The organism is Streptomyces sp. NPDC013187 (genome assembly GCF_042899705.1).
Taxonomy (GTDB): domain Bacteria; phylum Actinomycetota; class Actinomycetes; order Streptomycetales; family Streptomycetaceae; genus Streptomyces; species Streptomyces hawaiiensis_A.
In genome coordinates, this window is sequence record NZ_JBIBAF010000023.1 from 86,307 (window position 1) to 103,293 (window position 16,987).

A 16,987-nucleotide genomic window follows, 5' to 3' on the forward strand; every position below is an offset into this window, starting at 1 on the left:
GTGGCTCAGCCGGTGCCGCTCAGGTCGTCGACCGCCGCCGCCGCGCCCCCGGCCGCCGCTCGCTCGGCCGCGTCACCGGGTCCCCGGCCTCCACGGCCGCCACCCGGCGCTTCGCGCCGAAGTCGGCCAGGGCTTCGGCCAGCTTGTGGACGGACGGCTCGGGAGCCATGACGTCCACCCTCAGCCCGTGCTCCTCGGCGGTCTTCGCCGTGGCCGGGCCGATACACGCGATCACCGTGACGTTGTGCGGCTTGCCGGCGATGCCGACCAGGTTCCGCACGGTGGAGGACGACGTGAAGAGAACGGCGTCGAAACCGCCGCCCTTGATCGCCTCACGGGTCTCCGCCGGCGGCGGCGAGGCCCGCACGGTCCGGTAGGCCGTGACGTCGTCGACCTCCCAGCCGAGCTCGATCAGCCCCGCCACCAGCGTCTCCGTGGCGATGTCGGCACGCGGCAGGAACACTCTGTCGATCGGGTCGAAGACCGGGTCGTAGGGCGGCCAGTCCTCCAGCAGACCGGCGGCCGACTGCTCACCGCTGGGCACCAGGTCCGGCTTCACACCGAACGCGATCAGCGCGTTCGCCGTCTGCTCGCCCACGGCCGCGACCTTGATGCCCGCGAAGGCACGCGCGTCGAGCCCGTACTCCTCGAACTTCTCCCGTACGGCCTTGACCGCGTTGACCGAGGTGAAGGCGATCCACTCGTAGCGGCCCGTGACGAGCCCCTTGACCGCGCGCTCCATCTGCTGGGGCGTGCGCGGCGGTTCGACGGCGATCGTCGGCACCTCGTGCGGCACGGCCCCGTACGACCGCAGCTGGTCGGAGAGCGACGCCGCCTGCTCCTTCGTACGCGGCACGAGCACCTTCCAGCCGAACAGCGGCTTGGACTCGAACCACGCGAGCTGGTCGCGCTGGGCGGCGGCGGAACGCTCACCGACCACGGCTATCACCGGCCGGCCGCCCTCCGGCGAGGGCAGCACCTTGGCCTGCTTCAGCGTCTGCGCGATCGTGCCGAGCGTGGCGGACCAGGTGCGCTGCCGGGTGGTCGTACCGGCGACGGTGACCGTCATCGGGGTGTCCGGCTTGCGCCCGGCGGAGACGAGCTCGCCGGCGGCCGCCGCGACGGAGTCCAGCGTCGTGGAGACGACGACCGTGCCGTCCGACGCCCCGACCTCCGTCCAGCACCGGTCCGACGCCGTCCGCGCGTCCACGAACCGCACGTCCGCGCCCTGCGCGTCCCGCAGCGGCACACCGGCGTACGCGGGCACACCGACGGCGCTCGCGATGCCGGGGACGACCTCGAAGGGCACCCCGGCGGCGGCGCACGCCAGCATCTCCTCGGCGGCGTACGTGTCGAGGCCCGGGTCCCCGGACACCGCACGCACGACCCGCCTGCCGCCCCGCGCGGCCTCCATGACAAGATGTGCGGCATCCCGCACCGCGGGGGCGGCGACGGCGGTTGACGTGCCGTCAACTACCGTCAGCTGGGGCGCTCCTGTGCCCGGAGCCGGATCCTGGGAAGGACCCGGGTCCGTGTGCACCTCGGAGACGCCCTGCCTGGCGTGCTGACGTACGACGTCGAGCACCTCGTGCTCGGCGACGAGGACGTCCGCGCTCGCCAGCGCCTCCACGGCGCGCAGAGTAAGCAGTCCCGGATCTCCGGGTCCGGCACCCAGGAAGGTGACGTGCCCGTGTTCAGGACCGGCGGAAAGGGTGGTGGGGCTCAATGTGCTCGCTCCCCCATCAGACCGGCCGCGCCCTGGGCGAGCATCTCGGCCGCGAGTTCGCGACCGAGCGCCATTGCCCCGTCGTGCGTCTCGGGCACGGGACCGGTGGTGGACAGCTGCACCATGCGCGTGCCGTCGGTCGTCCCGACGACGGCGCGCAGGCGCATTTCCTTGACAGTCTGCCCGTCGGCCAGCAAGTCGGCCAAAGCGCCCACGGGAGCGCTGCAGCCGGCCTCCAGGGCGGCGAGCAGTGATCGCTCGGCCGTCACGGCGATCCGCGTGAACGGGTCGTCGAGTTCGGCGAGCGCGGCGATGAGGTCCGCGTTGCCCGCGGTGCACTCGATCGCCAGGGCCCCCTGGCCGGGGGCGGGCAAAACCGTGTCGACCGACAGGAAGTCGGTCGCTTCGTCGCCGCGGCCGATCCGGTTCAGTCCGGCGGCGGCCAGCACGACGGCGTCGAGCTCCCCGCTGCGGACGAACCCGATGCGGGTGTCGACGTTGCCGCGGATCGGGACGGTCGCTATGTCCAGGCCGTGGCTGCGGGCGTACGCGTTGAGCTGCGCCATGCGGCGCGGCGAACCCGTACCGATGCGGGCCCCGGAGGGCAGGTCGGTGAACTTCAGGTCGTCCCGGGCGACGATCACGTCCCGCGGGTCCTCGCGCACCGGCACGGCGGCCACGACCAGTTCGTCGGGCTGCGTGGTCGGCAGGTCCTTCAGCGAGTGCACCGCGAAGTCGACCTCACCCTTGAGCAGTGCGTCGCGCAGGGCGGTCACGAACACGCCGGTGCCGCCGATCTGGGCGAGCTGCTCGCGCGAGACATCGCCGTACGTGGTGATCTCGACGAGCTCGACGGGCCGCCCGGTCACCCGGCTCACGGCTTCCGCCACCTGCCCGGACTGGGCCATGGCGAGCCTGCTGCGGCGGGTGCCGAGCCTCAGCGCCCCTTTTGCATCCGTTCCCCGCAGGGGCGCCTCAGCCGGTGCCGAGGAGCCGACCGTGCTCAGCCCGTCGGGCCTCCGCGCGCTCGTGCCCTCGGCGCCGGCGCGCCCCCGCGGCTCACGCGTGTCGTTCATGCCGGCCCTCGGTCTTTCTCGGTGGTGCTGTCCTCGGCCCGGGAGACGGCGGCCACCGTCTCGGGGTCGAGGTCGAACAGGGTCCGCAGCGCGTCCGCGTACCCGGCGCCGCCGGGTTCGGCCGCGAGTTGCTTGACCCGCACGGTCGGCGCGTGGAGCAGTTTGTCGACCACGCGCCGCACGGTCTGGGTGATCTCCGCTCGGTGTTTGTCGTCGAGACCGGGCAGCCGCCCGTCCAGCCGGGCGATCTCGCCGGCCACGACGTCGGCGGCCATGGTGCGCAGGGCGACCACGGTCGGCGTGATGTGCGCCGCCCGCAGTGCTGCCCCGAAGGCCGCGACCTCGTCTGAGACGATACGCCGGACCTGGTCCACATCGGCAGCCATCGGAGCGCCCGCGGAGGCCTCCGCCAGCGATTCGATGTCCACCAGCCGCACCCCGGCCAACCGGTGCACGGCCGCGTCGATGTCGCGCGGCATCGCGAGGTCCAGCAGGAAGAGCACGGGCTCGGGCCGCCACGGCTCCTCGACGGGCTCGGGCCGGCGCCGCTCGGGGATCCGCCCGACGGTGGCGACGGTCGCGGCGAGCGCGGCGATGGCGTCGGTGTCCGCGGCCGGGTCGAGCGTGCCGGTCTGTCCCGGCCGGGCCGGACCGCCCGCACGCCGGTCGCCGCCCACCGTGCCGTTGTCGACCCACGCCGCGTGCTGTTCGAGGTCGGCGGCGGCCATCCCGGCCACGGCGGCCTCGCCCAGCACGGAGAACCCGGCCGTGCCCTGCACCGCGGACAGGTCCAGCGGACAACCGTCCTCGCTGCCGAGGCCGGTGCCCGACGCGCCCTCGCGCGGTGCTCCGGCCGCGGCTCCGGACCGGCCGCCCGGCGCCCCCGGCCCGTCCTCGCCGGGCGCGGCCGACGGCGCGGGCGTACGGCCCCCGATCGCCTCGGCGACCGAGTCGGCCGTCAGGACCAGGCCCGTCGCGCCGGTGCAGGAGACGGTGACGTCGGCACGTGTCAGCTCGGCCGGCACCGACTCCATCGGTACCGCGCGGGCCGCCACGTCCGTGTCGTCGCCCTCCATGAGGATCTGAGCCAGGCGCTCGGCGCGGTCGAAGGTGCGGTTGGCGACGACGATCTCGGCGACCCCGGCCCGCGCGAGCGTGGCCGCGGCCAGGGAGGACATCGACCCGGCCCCGATGACCAGGGCCTTCTTGCCCCGCGCCCACTGCTGTACGTCCCCGCCCCGGGCCAGCTGCTCCAGGCCGAAGGTGACCAGGGACTGGCCGGCGCGGTCGATGCCGGTCTCGGAGTGGGCGCGCTTGCCCACCCGCAGGGCCTGCTGGAACAGGTCGTTCAGCAGGCGGCCCGCGGAGTGCAGGTCCTGCGCCCGGGCCAGGGAGTCCTTGATCTGCCCGAGGATCTGCCCCTCGCCGACGACCATCGAGTCGAGCCCGCAGGCCACCGAGAACAGGTGGTGGACGGCCCGGTCCTCGTAGTGCACGTAGAGATAGGGAGTGAGTTCCTCCAGGCCGACGCCGCTGTGCTGGGCGAGCAGCGTGGACAGCTCGGCGACACCGGCGTGGAACTTGTCCACGTCGGCGTAGAGCTCGATGCGGTTGCAGGTGGCGAGCACCGCGGCCTCGGAGGCCGGTTCCGCGGCGACCGTGTCCTGGAGCAGCTTGACCTGCGCGTCCGCGTTCAGCGCGGCCCGCTCCAGCACGCTGACCGGGGCGCTGCGGTGGCTGAGTCCGACGACGAGGAGGCTCATGCCGGCATCACGGCGGGCATGTCCCCGTCGGGTCCCTGATCGGCGGAGTCGCTGCGGGCGGCGGCGGTGGGGACGCCCCCGTCGGAGGCGGCGGCCTCCTCCCCGGCCTTGCGCTGCTCGTGGAAGGCGAGGATCTGCAGCTCGATGGAGAGGTCGACCTTGCGCACGTCGACGCCGTCCGGGACGGACAGCACCGTCGGCGCGAAGTTCAGGATGGAAGTGACACCGGCGGCCACGAGCCGGTCGCAGACCGCCTGGGCGGCACCGGCGGGGGTGGCGATGACACCGATCGACACGCCGTTGTCCTGGATGATCTTCTCCAGGTCGTCGGAGTGCTGCACGGGGATGCCGGCGACGGGCTTGCCGGCCATGGCCGGGTCGGCGTCGATCAGCGCGGCGACCCGGAACCCGCGGGAGGCGAAACCGCCGTAGTTGGCGAGGGCGGCGCCGAGGTTGCCGATACCGACGATCACGACCGGCCAGTCCTGGGTGAGCCCCAGTTCGCGGGAGATCTGGTACACGAGATACTCGACGTCGTAGCCGACACCCCTGGTCCCGTAGGAGCCGAGGTAGGAGAAGTCCTTGCGCAGCTTCGCGGAGTTGACCCCCGCCGCGGCCGCGAGCTCCTCGGAGGAGACCGTGGGAACCGAGCGCTCCGACAACGCGGTCAGAGCGCGGAGGTACAGCGGAAGCCGGGCGACGGTGGCCTCGGGAATCCCTCGGCTGCGGGTCGCCGGTCGGTGAGTTCGGCCAGTTGCCACGGTGCTCCTGCGGGTAGAGCGGGGCTGTAGGCGGTCATACGTCCCTACATGACCGCCCCGTCGAAAGCAGGCTATGTCTTTGTGAACGCGTGCACAAAGATGGTGTCCGATTTGCCCGGCCAACGTGACCGGGGTCACGCGCCCCCGGCGCACGCGCAGGGAACCGGCACCTGAGCGCCACCGTTCCTTGTCTTCTGGGGGCAAAACCGCACACTCTCCTCAGTGAATCCCGCCCCCGAGACCAAGCCGCCATCGATCCTAAGCGACCTGGCGGCCCCTTTGGACTGATCGGTCAGTCACTCACCGGGCGGGATCAGTCGGTCAGCGCCTTGCGCAGGCGACCCTCGTTCACGCGCCAGAACGTGTGCTGCCTGCCGTCCACCAGCACGACCGGGATCTGCTCCCAGTACTGGTCGTGCAGTTCCCGATCCTCGGTGATGTCCTTCTGCTCCCAGGGGACTCCCAGATCACCGCACACCTTCTCCACAACGACCTGTGCGTCATCACACAGATGACAGCCGGGCTTGCGGATCAGGGTGACGAGCCGGTCGCCGGAGGGCCTACGGCGGAAGAGGGAACTCATGTCGGCCATTGTCGCGCGCCCGCGGACAAGCGGAACCCCCGCGAAAGCCCCGGCGGACACGCCGGCCGCGTCCGTCCCGCACGGCGTCTTTTGACGACATGCTTGCCGAGAGTTCACACGCCCCCAACCTTCCGACTCCGGAACCCCCGAACAAACTGGCTATGCTCACGCCATGGCCGCTCTCGGATGGCTCACTCCCCGTAGGCGCTCCGCCACGGCGCGGAGCGTTTTGGCAGGCGAGGCCTCGGCGGAGGCAGCCCGCAAGTCCACGCAGGAAGCCGCCGGCACGACCGAGGAACCGCAGTTCCCGGTCCACGGCGACGACCAGGCCGCCGCCTTCTTCGACCTGGACAACACCGTCATGCAGGGCGCGGCGATCTTCCACTTCGGGCGGGGCCTGTACAAGCGGAAGTTCTTCGAGACACGCGACCTCGCCAAGTTCGCCTGGCAGCAGGCGTGGTTCCGCCTCGCCGGCGTCGAGGACCCCGAGCACATGCAGGAGGCCCGCGAGTCGGCCTTGTCGATCGTCCAGGGCCACCGCGTCGCCGAGCTGCAGTCGATCGGCGAGGAGATCTACGACGAGTACATGGCCGAGCGCATCTGGCCCGGCACCCGCGCCCTCGCCCAGGCCCATCTGGACGCCGGCCAGAAGGTCTGGCTGGTGACGGCCGCCCCCGTCGAGATCGCCACGGTCATCGCCCGCCGCCTCGGCCTGACCGGCGCCCTCGGCACGGTCGCCGAGTCCGTCGACGGCGTCTACACCGGCAAGCTCGTCGGCGAACCGCTGCACGGCCCCGCGAAGGCCGAGGCCGTCCGCGCCCTGGCCGCCGCCGAGGGCCTGGACCTCGGCCGCTGCGCCGCCTACAGCGACTCGCACAACGACATCCCGATGCTCTCCCTGGTCGGCCACCCCTACGCCATCAACCCGGACAGCAAGCTGCGCAAGCACGCCCGGCAGCTGGACTGGCGTCTGCGCGACTACCGCACGGGCCGCAAAGCGGCCAAGGTCGGCATCCCGGCCGCGGCGGGCGTCGGCGCGGTCGCGGGCGGCACGGCGGCCGCCATCGCCCTGCACCGCCGTCGCCGCTGACCACCTGATCAAACCGGAACACGGATGTTTGCGGCCTGACAATCGCCGTAAATCCAACTGGCGTACCCCCACAACCTCCTCTCCAGTCCTCTTGGCTGCACACGGCCACAACACGCCCTGCACTCAGCCGCAATCCGAAGCTTTCCGATCAACAATCGGTCACGCTCCGGCACTTGATCCGGCGTCAATCGGTTACGGAAGCGACGTAATCGACGATTTGAGCAACTCGGTGTAGCAGCGCCTGCACGAAGCGTTATTCTCCTCAGACGCAAACCGGTACCCCTCCGTCGCTACGACGGGTGAAAGGTCCCGCACTGCACGTGATGGAAGCTCTGCCTCTGGGAGTCCCGTGTACCCACACGTCGGGGTTGACGCCTCGGGCCTGGCTACGCTGCGCGCAACGGTCCAAGACCTGTTGCGCGGCTTCGTCCCCACCGCGTACGCCGTCCCCGCATTCGCCACCGCCGCGCCCGTCGGCCCGTGCTACGCACTGGCCGACGGCAGCGCTGCGGTCGGCAGACGAGGCCGCCCGTCCGGGGCGGCCACCGCCCGCCGTCCGGCGGCGGACAGCGACAGCGCCCGGATGATGGACCTCGTGGAGCGCGCCCAGGCCGGCGAGTCCGACGCCTTCGGCCGCCTCTACGACCAGTACAGCGACACCGTCTACCGGTACATCTACTACCGGGTCGGAGGAAAGGCGACCGCCGAGGACCTGACCAGCGAGACCTTTCTGCGTGCCCTGCGCCGCATCGGCACCTTCACCTGGCAGGGCCGCGACTTCGGCGCCTGGCTCGTGACCATCGCCCGCAACCTCGTCGCGGACCACTTCAAGTCCAGCCGGTTCCGGCTGGAGGTCACCACCGGCGAGATGCTCGACGCCAACGAGGTCGAGCGCTCCCCCGAGGACTCCGTCCTGGAGTCCCTCTCCAACGCCGCCCTGCTCGACGCCGTACGGCGGCTCAACCCCCAGCAGCAGGAGTGCGTGACGCTCCGCTTCCTCCAAGGCCTCTCCGTGGCCGAGACCGCCCGGGTGATGGGCAAGAACGAGGGCGCCATCAAGACCCTCCAGTACCGGGCCGTCCGCACCCTCGCCCGGCTGCTCCCGGAAGACGCCCGCTGACCGACCGGCACGCTCGGCGACACCCAACTCACGGACCGTGAAAGTCCGTTGACTTCGGCATCCGATCAGCCGGAGTCCGTAACCCATGTGCCACGCCGCTCGTTGTGCGGAATGCAGGCTCCCTGTGGTCACCCCCTGGCCGACTCAGGTCACTCGATCGTGTGGTCGTGTTCAGGGTGTGCAACCCTCAGGACCCCCTGGGGAGTCGACCGTCATGACGAGAGGAGGTGCCGCCAGTGATCGCGAACGTATCGGCGCACCGGCGGGCGAACGCCTTCGCCCAGGCCCTCGAGGAGCAGTCCGAGCAGGGCCCGGCGGCCGAGCAGCCCGAAGGATCGGCACCGGCCCCGGCCACCGCGGAAACGAGCGAACAGGCCCGCCATCTGGCGCTCGCCTCGGGGCTCGGCGCGTTGCCCAAGCCGGAGCTCGACCCGGAGGTCAAGGTCGTCCAGCGGGCCCAGCTGGTGGCCGCCTTCGAGGCCATGCTCCAGGAGGGCACCGCGGGCGGGGCGACGGACAGTGCGGTTCCCGAACAGCGATCCCGGGCCCGCGGGGCGCACCGCGCGGGTTCACTGAAGAAGTTCCGGCCGCGTTCCCGGCTCGCCAAGGGCCTCACCGCGGGCGGACTCAGCGTCGGGGTCGCCGCGAGCGCCTTCGGCGGAGTCTCCGCCGCCAGCTCGGACGCCCTTCCCGGCGACTCGCTCTACGGCCTGAAGCGCGGCATCGAGGACGTCAAGCTCGGCCTCGCCGACGGGGCGGACGAGCGCGGCCGGGTCTATCTCGACCACGCCTCCACCCGGCTCAGTGAAGCCCGCCGCCTGATGGAGCGAGGCCGCAGCGGCCCCCTGGACCACGAGTCCCTCGGCGAGATCCGACGCGCCCTGTCCGGCATGCGGCACGACGCGTCGGAGGGCCACCGGCTGCTGAGCGAGGCGTACGAGCGTGACCCGGACTCACTCGGCCCCATCCAGGCCCTGTCCGCGTTCTCCCGCTCCCACCGCGAGGCCTGGGGCGAACTGCGCGAGCGACTGCCCGTCCAGCTCGGGGACGTCAGCCGGGAGGTGTCGTCCGTCTTCGACGCCATAGAGGAGGACGTCGCCCCGCTGCGCTCCCTGCTGCCCGAGCCCCCGGCCACGAGCGGCGGCGACGGCAAGCGGCAGGGCGCCTCCGAGTCGGCTCCCAGCGGCTCCTCGGGCCCGGGCCGCTCGACCCGTCCCAGCGACGGCGGCGGCAGGCACAGCGACGAGCACAGCACCGGCAGTGGCAGCGGCAGCCCCAGCCGCTCGGCCGGCTCCGGCAGCGACAGCGACGGCCTGCTCGGCGGCAACACCGGCGGCCTGCTCGACCCGCCGAAGGACAACGAGGCCAGCACCTCCCCGTCGGCGGAGGGCCACACACCCGTCCCCGAGCCGGATGTGACACTCCCGCCCCTCCTGCCCGGTCTGCTGCCCGGCCTGGGCATCGACAGCGAGGACGCGGACTAGACGGCGACGGTGGGGCGCTCCCTCAGCTGAGGGAGCGCCCCACCGTCGTACCGGACTGGTCAGAAGAACACCGACCGCCGCTGCACCAGCAACTTGGCCCCTGCTGTCTGCCGCCCTCGCACTGCTCCGCAGGCTTCGGACAGCTGCGCCGGACCCCGTCCGGCGGTTCCGAGCGACCGACGGGCTGTCGCGAACGTCGGCCTCAGAAGAACACCGACCGCCGCTGCACCAGCAACTTGTAAAGCGTGTGCTGGATCTGCTCCCTGACCTGGTCGGTCAGGTTGAACATCAGCATCGGGTCCTCCGCCGCCTCCGGCGGATAGCCGTCCGTGGGGATCGGCTCGCCGAACTGGATCGTCCACTTGGTCGGCAGCGGAATCGCCCCGAGCGGCCCCAGCCACGGGAACGTCGGTGTGATCGGGAAGTACGGGAAGCCCAGCAGCCGCGCGACCGTCCTGGCGTTGCCGATCATCGGGTAGATCTCCTCCGCCCCGACGATCGAGCAGGGCACGATCGGCGTCCCCGCGCGCAGCGCCGTCGAGACGAAACCGCCGCGGCCGAAGCGCTGCAGCTTGTAGCGGTCCGCGAAGGGCTTGCCGAGGCCCTTGAAGCCCTCCGGCATCACCCCGACCAGTTCGCCCTGCTCCAGCAGCCGGGACGCGTCCTCGGCGCAGGCCAGGGTGTGGCCCAGCTTGCGGGCCAGCTCGTTGACCACCGGCAGCATGAACACCAGGTCGGCGGCCAGCAGCCGCAGATGCCGGCCCGCCGGGTGGTTGTCGTGCACGGCGACCTGCATCATCAGGCCGTCCATCGGCAGGGTGCCGGAGTGGTTGGCGACGATCAGGGCCCCGCCCTCGGACGGGATGTTCTCGATGCCCTTCACCTCGACCCGGAAGTACGTGTCGTACAGCGGGCGCAGCAGCGACATCAGGACCTGGTCGGTGAGTTCCTCGTCGTAGCCGAAGTCGTCGACCTCGTAGTCCCCGGTGAGGCGGCGGCGCAGGAAGGCGAGGCCGCCCGCGATCCGCCGTTCCAGCCCGCCCCCACCGTCCCGGGAAGGCTCCGGCGGCTGTTCCTCAGAAGTCACAGGAACATCATCCTGCGGGACAGCCCTGGTGGGCAGGGGCTGCACCTCACGCACCGGCACCGACTCCGCGTCCGGGCGGCGGTTCCCGGCGCTCCGGCGCCGCTGGGGACGCTGCGCGGCGCTCCCCCGGGACCGGTCGTCGTCGAACGGAATGACCTTGGCGTCCGCCATCGTTGATGCGCTCCTCAGTTGGCGCTCTGCGTCGGGGAGTGTCCGCCGCCCGCCAGGGGCAGACCGGCGATCCGGTCGACGGCCCCCGCGAGGGCCTCCGGTGGAAGGAGTCCGGGGCCCTGGCTGCGGGCGAAGTCCGCGAACGTCTCCGCGGTCGTGTACTTGGGCTGGAATCCCAGCGTCTCTCGCATCTGGCCCGTGGCCACCACCCGGCCGTGCGTGAGCAGCCGGATCTGCTCGGGCGAGAAGTCCGTCATCCCCAGCGTACGCACCAGCGAGCCCGCCCAGGTGACGGCCGGGAGCAGCAGGGGCACGGTGGGGCGGCCGAGGCGCCGGGAGCACTGCGAGAGCAGCAGCACACCGTCGCCGGCGATGTTGAAGGTGCCGCTGTTGAGTGTGCCCCGCCGGGGTTCGTGCGAGCCGATCCGCAGCACCTCGATCACGTCGTCCTCGTGTACGAACTGCAGCCTGGGGTCGTAGCCGAACACGGTCGGCAGGACCGGCAGCGCGAAGTACGAGGCGAGCGGGGTGTCCGCGGTCGGGCCCAGGATGTTGGCGAACCGCAGCACGCACACGGCCACGTCGGGCCGGCGGCGCGCGAAGCCGCGGACGTAGCCCTCGACCTCGACGGTGTCCTTGGCGAAGCCGCCGCTGGGCAGGGACTTGGGCGGGGTCGTCTCGGTGAACACGGCCGGGTCGCGGGGCGCGGAGCCGTAGACGTTCGTACTGGACTTCACGACCAGTCGCTGCACGGCCGGGGACTTCTGGCAGGCACCGAGCAGCTGCATGGTGCCGATGACGTTGGTCTCCTTCAGGGAGGCCCGGTTGCCGCTGCCCAGCGGTGTGCCCGTCACGTCGAGGTGGACGATCGTGTCGGCGCCGGTCTCGGCGAGCACCCGTGCGATGCCGGGCTGCCGGATGTCGGCCTGGACGAAGTCCGCACCGCCCAGATGATGCTCGGGCGGCACCGCGTCCACGGCGACGACCCGGTCGACGTCGGGGTCCCGCTGGATCCGCCGGACGAACCGGCCCCCCAGCTGGCGGGCCACTCCGGTCACGAGCACGACCTTGCCCAAGATCAGCGCCTTCCTTCCAGAACCTCTCGTCCCCGCCGCGTTCCCCCGTGGGGCCAACTTAGCGGGTTGTTGTCGCGCTGTGATGACCGCCCGATGCGCGAAGTGACCGAAGCCAGCCGGACGCAGGAGCGCGGCCGTAGGACGCCGGGCCGCATGACGCCGCCCGGCGCACATATGCGTGTGGCCCCCCACCGGTGGTGGGGGGCCACAGCAACGCTCTCGCGGCGTCCGCGTCGCGAACTTACTTCTTGTTGCGACGCTGAACGCGCGTGCGCTTGAGCAGCTTGCGGTGCTTCTTCTTCGCCATCCGCTTGCGCCGCTTCTTGATAACAGAGCCCACGACTACCCTCGCTCACTTCTCATCACTCGGTGTTTGGGCGCCATGGGCCCATACGACCTACGAGGGGCCAGCCTACCCGTCCGAGCGCTGAGGTCGTAATCGAGGAGGCCGGAGGGATCCCCAAGTGCCCTGTGGGGGATCGCCCCGGCCCTGCCGTCAGGCGGTTTCCACCCCCACGTAACTCTCGCGGAGGTACTCGTGAACCGCTTGCTCCGGGACGCGGAAGGACCGCCCCACACGGATCGCGGGCAGATGACCGCTGTGCACCAACCGGTACACGGTCATCTTCGACACTCGCATCACCGAGGCGACTTCCGCCACGGTAAGGAACTGAACCTCGTTCAGAGGCCTCTCGCCAGCTGCAGCCATGACACACCTGAACCTTCCGCACTCGACGGCCACCGGCTTCCCCTTCCGGTGACTCTTCGTCGCTGCGTGCTCACTCCCCAATGTAGGGGCCAGTGATGCGAGTGGGGAAGAGGTGCACCCATCGGCGGCCTACTGTGACAGACACGCCCGATTGAGTACGTAGCGGGTAAGCGGCAGGTAGTAATGGGACCGCACGCCGTCATCAAGTGGAACGACGACGGAGACGGACCCCTCGGCCTCCCCCACGAACAGCGCCGGGTCGTCCGTATCGGCCGGCCCGATGGCCTCGAACCCCAGCTGACCTGCCCCGCAGACCCACCCGTGGTCTCCGATCACCAGCTCGGGCAGAGGCCCGCCGGCCTCCGCGCAAGCGGCCAGTACGGTACGAACCGGGAGAGGTGAGTGCGTATGTGCGCCGGGCTCACAACCGGGGCGTTCGGGGCCGGGGGTCCGCACCAGCGCGACTCCTCGTACGTAGTCGAGGTTGTACGTACGTAGACCGAACCGGGTCGTTATGTCGACACGGCGACCCTGCGCGGGAGTGAGGACGGCACATCCCGCCGCCGACAGAGCGTCTGCGAGAGCGCCGTAGAAACCGAGCAGCCGGTGCGGGTGCCCGGTGCCGAGAAGCACGGGAGCACCCCGCCGGGCGGCCTCGGCCAGGCGTTCCGCGAAGGCGTCCAGCGCCGCCAGGGTCCGCTCCGGATCGATCACGTCCTGGCCGGAAACCCGTCGGGAATCGGCCGAAACACCACACCGGTCCGCCATCAGCTCGATCAACTCCCGCTGCCTCCACGCACCTTCGGGATCGATCCCGAGCAGCACCCGGGGGTCCCGGGCCGCGAAGAGCCGGTAACTGCGCAGGCTCTCCTCCCGCGAGGTCGCCACGGTCCCGGCGAGCCGCGCGCCCACCAGGTGCGCGCGCAGGGCTTCGGTGGTCAGCACATGAAGATCGTGCGTGACCGGAACGCGGCCTGTCCCGGGAACCGGCGAACACCGCACGGTCGGCCCAGTACGTGCCGTGCGCCTCAGCATGCGGTCGGCCCCGCGTCGGGCGAACACCGCACGGCCGGCCCGGGGCCGGTCGTCAGCGGCAGTGTGCGGTCGGCCCCGCGTCTGCGGGGCCGACCGCACGCGAGGCCCCAAAGCCCGGCCTCCCCCCCTCACGCCAGCAGCCCCCGCAGCGGGAACACCGCCCGCCGGGCCGCCAGCACCGCCTGGTCCAGCCGGTCCGCCGGGTCGTAGCCCTCCTCCCAGCCGGACCAGGACACGGGCCAGCGTCCGTCCGTCATCCGTGCCGGGGCCAACTGCCGCGTCCTCGCGAACACTTCCTGCCGCCAGCCCTCGGGGATCATCGCCTCGGGCTCCACGGCCCGGCCCGCGGCGATCGCGACCAGATGCGTCCAGGACCGCGGCACCACGTCCACCACCGCGTAACCGCCCCCGCCCAGGGCCACCCATCGCCCGTCGGCGTACTCGTGCGCCAGGTCGTGACAGGCCACCTGCACGGCCCGCTGCGCGTCCAGCGACACCGCCAGATGTGCCAGCGGGTCCTCGAAGTGCGTGTCGGCCCCGTGCTGCGTCACCAGCACCTGCGGCCGGAAGTCCGCGATCAGCTCCGGCACGACCGCGTGGAACGCCCGCAGCCACCCGGCGTCCCCCGTCCCGGCCGGCAGCGCCACGTTCACCGCCGAGCCCTCCGCGGAGTCCGCCCCGGTCTCCTCCGGCCACCCGGTCTGCGGGAACAGTGTCCTGGGATGCTCGTGGAGCGAGATCGTCAGCACCCGCGGGTCCTCCCAGAACGCCGCCTGCACCCCGTCCCCGTGGTGCACGTCGACGTCGACGTACGCGACCCGCTCCGCCCCGAGCTCCAGCAGCCGCGCGATCGCCAGCGACGCGTCGTTGTAGATGCAGAACCCGGAGGCACCGCCCGGCATCGCGTGGTGCAGCCCGCCCGCGAAGTTCACCGCGTGCAGCGCCTCACCCCGCCACACCGCCTCCGCCGCCCCGACCGACTGCCCGGCGATCAGCGACGACACCTCGTGCATCCCCGCGAACGCCGGATCGTCCATCGTCCCCAGCCCGTACGACTGGTCCGCCGCCCCCGGATCCGCGGACGCGGCCTTCACCGCCCCGATGTAGTCCTGCCGGTGGACGAGCCGCAGCGTCGACTCCCCGGCCGCCCTCGCGGCGACCACGTCCACCTCACGGTCCAGCCCGAAGGCGTCGACCAGTTTCCGGGTCAGGGCGAGCCGGACGGGGTCCATCGGATGCCCCGGACCGAAGTCATAGCCCGTTACTGCCTCGTCCCACATCAGCTGTGCGCGGCCGCTCATGCCCGCCACCGTATCGGTCCGGTTGAGCCCCGAACGACCGGGCGTACACCAGCGTCACCAGCACCAACACCATCGGCACCAGCATGGCCCCGCGGTAGCTCCACAGATCCCCGAGCGCCCCGACCAACGGCGAACCGATCAGGAACCCCACATAGTTGAAGACGTTCAGCCGCGCCACGGCCGCATCCGAAGCCCCCGGGAACAGCCTTCCGGCCGCCGCGAACGTCTGCGGCACCAGCACGCACAATCCCAGTCCCAGCAGCGTGAACCCCAGCATCCCGACCCACGCCCCGGGCGCGGCGGCCACCACGGCGAACCCGCCCGCCGCCACGAGCGCACCGCCCCGCACCACCGCGACCGCTCCGAACCGCCGCACCCCGAGGTCCCCGATCGCCCTCCCGAGCAGCGTGGTGGCCATGTACACGTTGAACGGCACCGTCGCCATCTGCTCCGAGCTCCCGAGCACGTCCTGCAGATACTTGGCACTCCAGTTGGAGACCGTCGAGTCCCCGATGTACGCGACCGTCATCACCAGACACAGCGGCAGCAGCCACTTGAAGACGACCGCCCCGCCCTCCCCGGCCTGGTCCTCCGGCACCGACGCGGCGCCCCGGTCGTCGACGTACCACCGGCTCCCCACCAGCACAGCCGGCAGCAGCACCAGCACGACGGGCAGATACGACACCCACAACGCCAGATGCCAGTGCGCCCCCACCCAGGCCAACGAGGCCCCGACGATCCCGCCCAGGCTGTAGGCGGCGTGGAAACTGAGCATGATGCTGCGCCCGTACGACCGCTGCAGGCTCACTCCGAGCATGTTCATCGAGGCGTCCAGCACCCCTACGGCAAGGCCGAACGCCGCGAGCGCGACCCCGAGTTCCACCATCCGCTCCCCGGCCCCGACCCCGAGCAGCGCCAGCAGCACCACGGGCTGGGACCATCGCAGCAGCCGGCTCGGCGGTACCCGCTTCACCAGCCGCTCGGTGGTCACACTCCCGACTCCGGCGAGGATCGGCACGGCGGCCAGAAACGCGGGCAGCAGCGCGTCGGAGACCCCGTAGCGGTCCTGGATGGCCGGGATCCTCGTCACGAGCAGAGCGAAGGCGACACCCTGCACCAAGAAGCCGAACGCCAACGAGGCCCTGCCGCGCCGCAGCACATCTGTCATGGCGGCGAGCGTAGGGCCCCGGCTTACTCGTGGGTAGATCCAGCCAAAGATGAATTTGCCTCAGCTTCGACGGAGCCGCGGGAACTCCTCACACCAGCAGGTCGGCCAGCTCCTCCATGCCGGAGAAGAGCCGGTGCGCCCCGGACAGCTTCTCCGCCGACGTCATCGCGGTGAACCCGTAGACGTCCATGCCCGCCGCGATGGCCGCCTGCACGCCGAGCGGACTGTCCTCGATGACGACGCACCGCTGCGGCTCGACCCCCATCTTCCCGGCGGCGTACAGGAAGAGATCGGGGGCCGGCTTCCCCCGCCCCACGTCCTGCGAGCTGAAGATCCGCTCCTCGTCGAACCACCGGTCGAGTCCCGTCGTCCGGTGCCCCACCCGGATCCGCTCATGACTTCCGGAGGAGGCCACGCAGTACGGCACCCCGTCGGCGGCCAGCTTCTCCAGCACCACGGAAGCCCCGGCCACGGCCACCAGCTCCTGCTCGAACGCCGCGAACACCCGCGCGTGGAAGACGTCGTCGAAGTCCTCCGGAAGCCGCTGTCCGGTGCGCTCGAGGACCAGCTCGTGAATGCGGTGCATCGCGGATCCCATGTAGTCCCGAATGGACTCTTCATAGGAGGTGGGGTGCCCCAGTTCGGTGAGGTACGCCGCGAGCAACCGGTTGGAGATGGGCTCGCTGTCGACGAGCACACCGTCATTGTCGAAGATCACCAGGTCATAGCGCATGGCCTTGAGCCTAAACGCAGAAAACCCCCGCATCCGAAGATGCGGGGGTTTTCCCAAAAATTGTTCGGCGGCGTCCTACTCTCCCACAGGGTCCCCCCTGCAGT

Annotated in this window: 16 protein-coding genes; 3 read left to right on the forward strand and 13 right to left on the reverse strand. The window is 71.3% G+C overall.

The annotated features are described in order from the left end of the window. Positions 1-19: 19 nt before the first annotated feature. From ACFY5B_RS36170 to ACFY5B_RS36190, 5 genes are all read right to left on the reverse strand, one after another. Positions 20-1,726, reverse strand: a complete 1,707-nt coding sequence (locus ACFY5B_RS36170; RefSeq protein ID WP_389978362.1) for a uroporphyrinogen-III synthase — start codon at positions 1,724-1,726, stop codon at positions 20-22. After that, positions 1,723-2,802, reverse strand: coding sequence for a hydroxymethylbilane synthase (gene hemC / locus ACFY5B_RS36175; protein ID WP_389978365.1), 1,080 nt, complete (start codon positions 2,800-2,802; stop codon positions 1,723-1,725). The genes ACFY5B_RS36170 and hemC overlap by 4 nt, the downstream gene beginning before the upstream one ends. Then, a complete protein-coding gene (locus ACFY5B_RS36180) occupies positions 2,799-4,565 on the reverse strand; it encodes a glutamyl-tRNA reductase (protein ID WP_389978368.1) in 1,767 nt (588 codons plus the stop codon). The genes hemC and ACFY5B_RS36180 overlap by 4 nt, the downstream gene beginning before the upstream one ends. Then, positions 4,562-5,326, reverse strand: coding sequence for a redox-sensing transcriptional repressor Rex (locus tag ACFY5B_RS36185; RefSeq protein WP_389978371.1), 765 nt, complete (start codon positions 5,324-5,326; stop codon positions 4,562-4,564). The genes ACFY5B_RS36180 and ACFY5B_RS36185 overlap by 4 nt, the downstream gene beginning before the upstream one ends. A 313-nt stretch (positions 5,327-5,639) precedes the next feature. Further along, positions 5,640-5,918: a glutaredoxin family protein gene (locus ACFY5B_RS36190; protein WP_389978374.1), complete on the reverse strand. Its 279-nt coding sequence runs from the start codon at positions 5,916-5,918 to the stop codon at positions 5,640-5,642. A 163-nt stretch (positions 5,919-6,081) separates the two neighbouring features. Between ACFY5B_RS36190 and ACFY5B_RS36195 the strand changes: the two genes are divergently transcribed. From ACFY5B_RS36195 to ACFY5B_RS36205, 3 genes are all read left to right on the forward strand, one after another. Further along, positions 6,082-6,999 carry an HAD-IB family hydrolase gene (locus ACFY5B_RS36195; RefSeq protein ID WP_351634472.1) on the forward strand — a complete coding sequence of 306 codons (918 nt, stop codon included), beginning with the start codon at positions 6,082-6,084 and terminating at the stop codon, positions 6,997-6,999. Between the two features lie 349 nt (positions 7,000-7,348). Then, complete coding sequence (locus ACFY5B_RS36200; RefSeq protein WP_030840376.1) at positions 7,349-8,119, forward strand: ECF subfamily RNA polymerase sigma factor, BldN family; 771 nt, start codon at positions 7,349-7,351, stop codon at positions 8,117-8,119. 236 nt (positions 8,120-8,355) lie between these two features. Then, positions 8,356-9,603: a DUF5667 domain-containing protein gene (locus ACFY5B_RS36205; protein ID WP_389978378.1), complete on the forward strand. Its 1,248-nt coding sequence runs from the start codon at positions 8,356-8,358 to the stop codon at positions 9,601-9,603. 202 nt (positions 9,604-9,805) lie between these two features. Here the strand turns inward: ACFY5B_RS36205 and ACFY5B_RS36210 are convergent, their stop codons facing one another. The 8 genes from ACFY5B_RS36210 to ACFY5B_RS36245 all read right to left on the reverse strand — a co-directional run bounded on the left by ACFY5B_RS36210 (position 9,806) and on the right by ACFY5B_RS36245 (position 16,883). Continuing rightward, on the reverse strand, positions 9,806-10,861 hold the full coding sequence (locus tag ACFY5B_RS36210) for a 1-acyl-sn-glycerol-3-phosphate acyltransferase (RefSeq protein WP_389978381.1): 1,056 nt from the start codon (positions 10,859-10,861) through the stop codon (positions 9,806-9,808). A gap of 14 nt (positions 10,862-10,875) precedes the next feature. Continuing rightward, positions 10,876-11,937 (reverse strand): NAD-dependent epimerase/dehydratase family protein, encoded by a 1,062-nt coding sequence (locus ACFY5B_RS36215; RefSeq protein WP_376641478.1) that lies wholly within the window; start codon positions 11,935-11,937, stop codon positions 10,876-10,878. Positions 11,938-12,178: 241 nt separating this feature from the next. Next, entirely contained in the window at positions 12,179-12,277 is a 99-nt protein-coding gene (locus tag ACFY5B_RS36220) for a 30S ribosomal protein bS22 (protein ID WP_003948845.1), read from the reverse strand. 156 nt (positions 12,278-12,433) lie between these two features. After that, on the reverse strand, positions 12,434-12,646 hold the full coding sequence (locus ACFY5B_RS36225) for a helix-turn-helix domain-containing protein (protein ID WP_004984898.1): 213 nt from the start codon (positions 12,644-12,646) through the stop codon (positions 12,434-12,436). Positions 12,647-12,775: 129 nt separating this feature from the next. Next, positions 12,776-13,591, reverse strand: coding sequence for a phosphatase (locus ACFY5B_RS36230; protein ID WP_389978384.1), 816 nt, complete (start codon positions 13,589-13,591; stop codon positions 12,776-12,778). 218 nt (positions 13,592-13,809) lie between these two features. Then, positions 13,810-14,982, reverse strand: a complete 1,173-nt coding sequence (locus tag ACFY5B_RS36235; RefSeq protein WP_344467289.1) for an acetoin utilization protein AcuC — start codon at positions 14,980-14,982, stop codon at positions 13,810-13,812. Further along, positions 14,933-16,150 carry an MFS transporter gene (locus ACFY5B_RS36240; RefSeq protein WP_389978388.1) on the reverse strand — a complete coding sequence of 406 codons (1,218 nt, stop codon included), beginning with the start codon at positions 16,148-16,150 and terminating at the stop codon, positions 14,933-14,935. Before ACFY5B_RS36240 ends, ACFY5B_RS36235 begins: the two co-directional genes overlap by 50 nt. 88 nt (positions 16,151-16,238) lie before the next feature. After that, positions 16,239-16,883 (reverse strand): HAD family hydrolase, encoded by a 645-nt coding sequence (locus ACFY5B_RS36245; RefSeq protein WP_389978390.1) that lies wholly within the window; start codon positions 16,881-16,883, stop codon positions 16,239-16,241. Between the last annotated feature and the right edge of the window lie 104 nt (positions 16,884-16,987).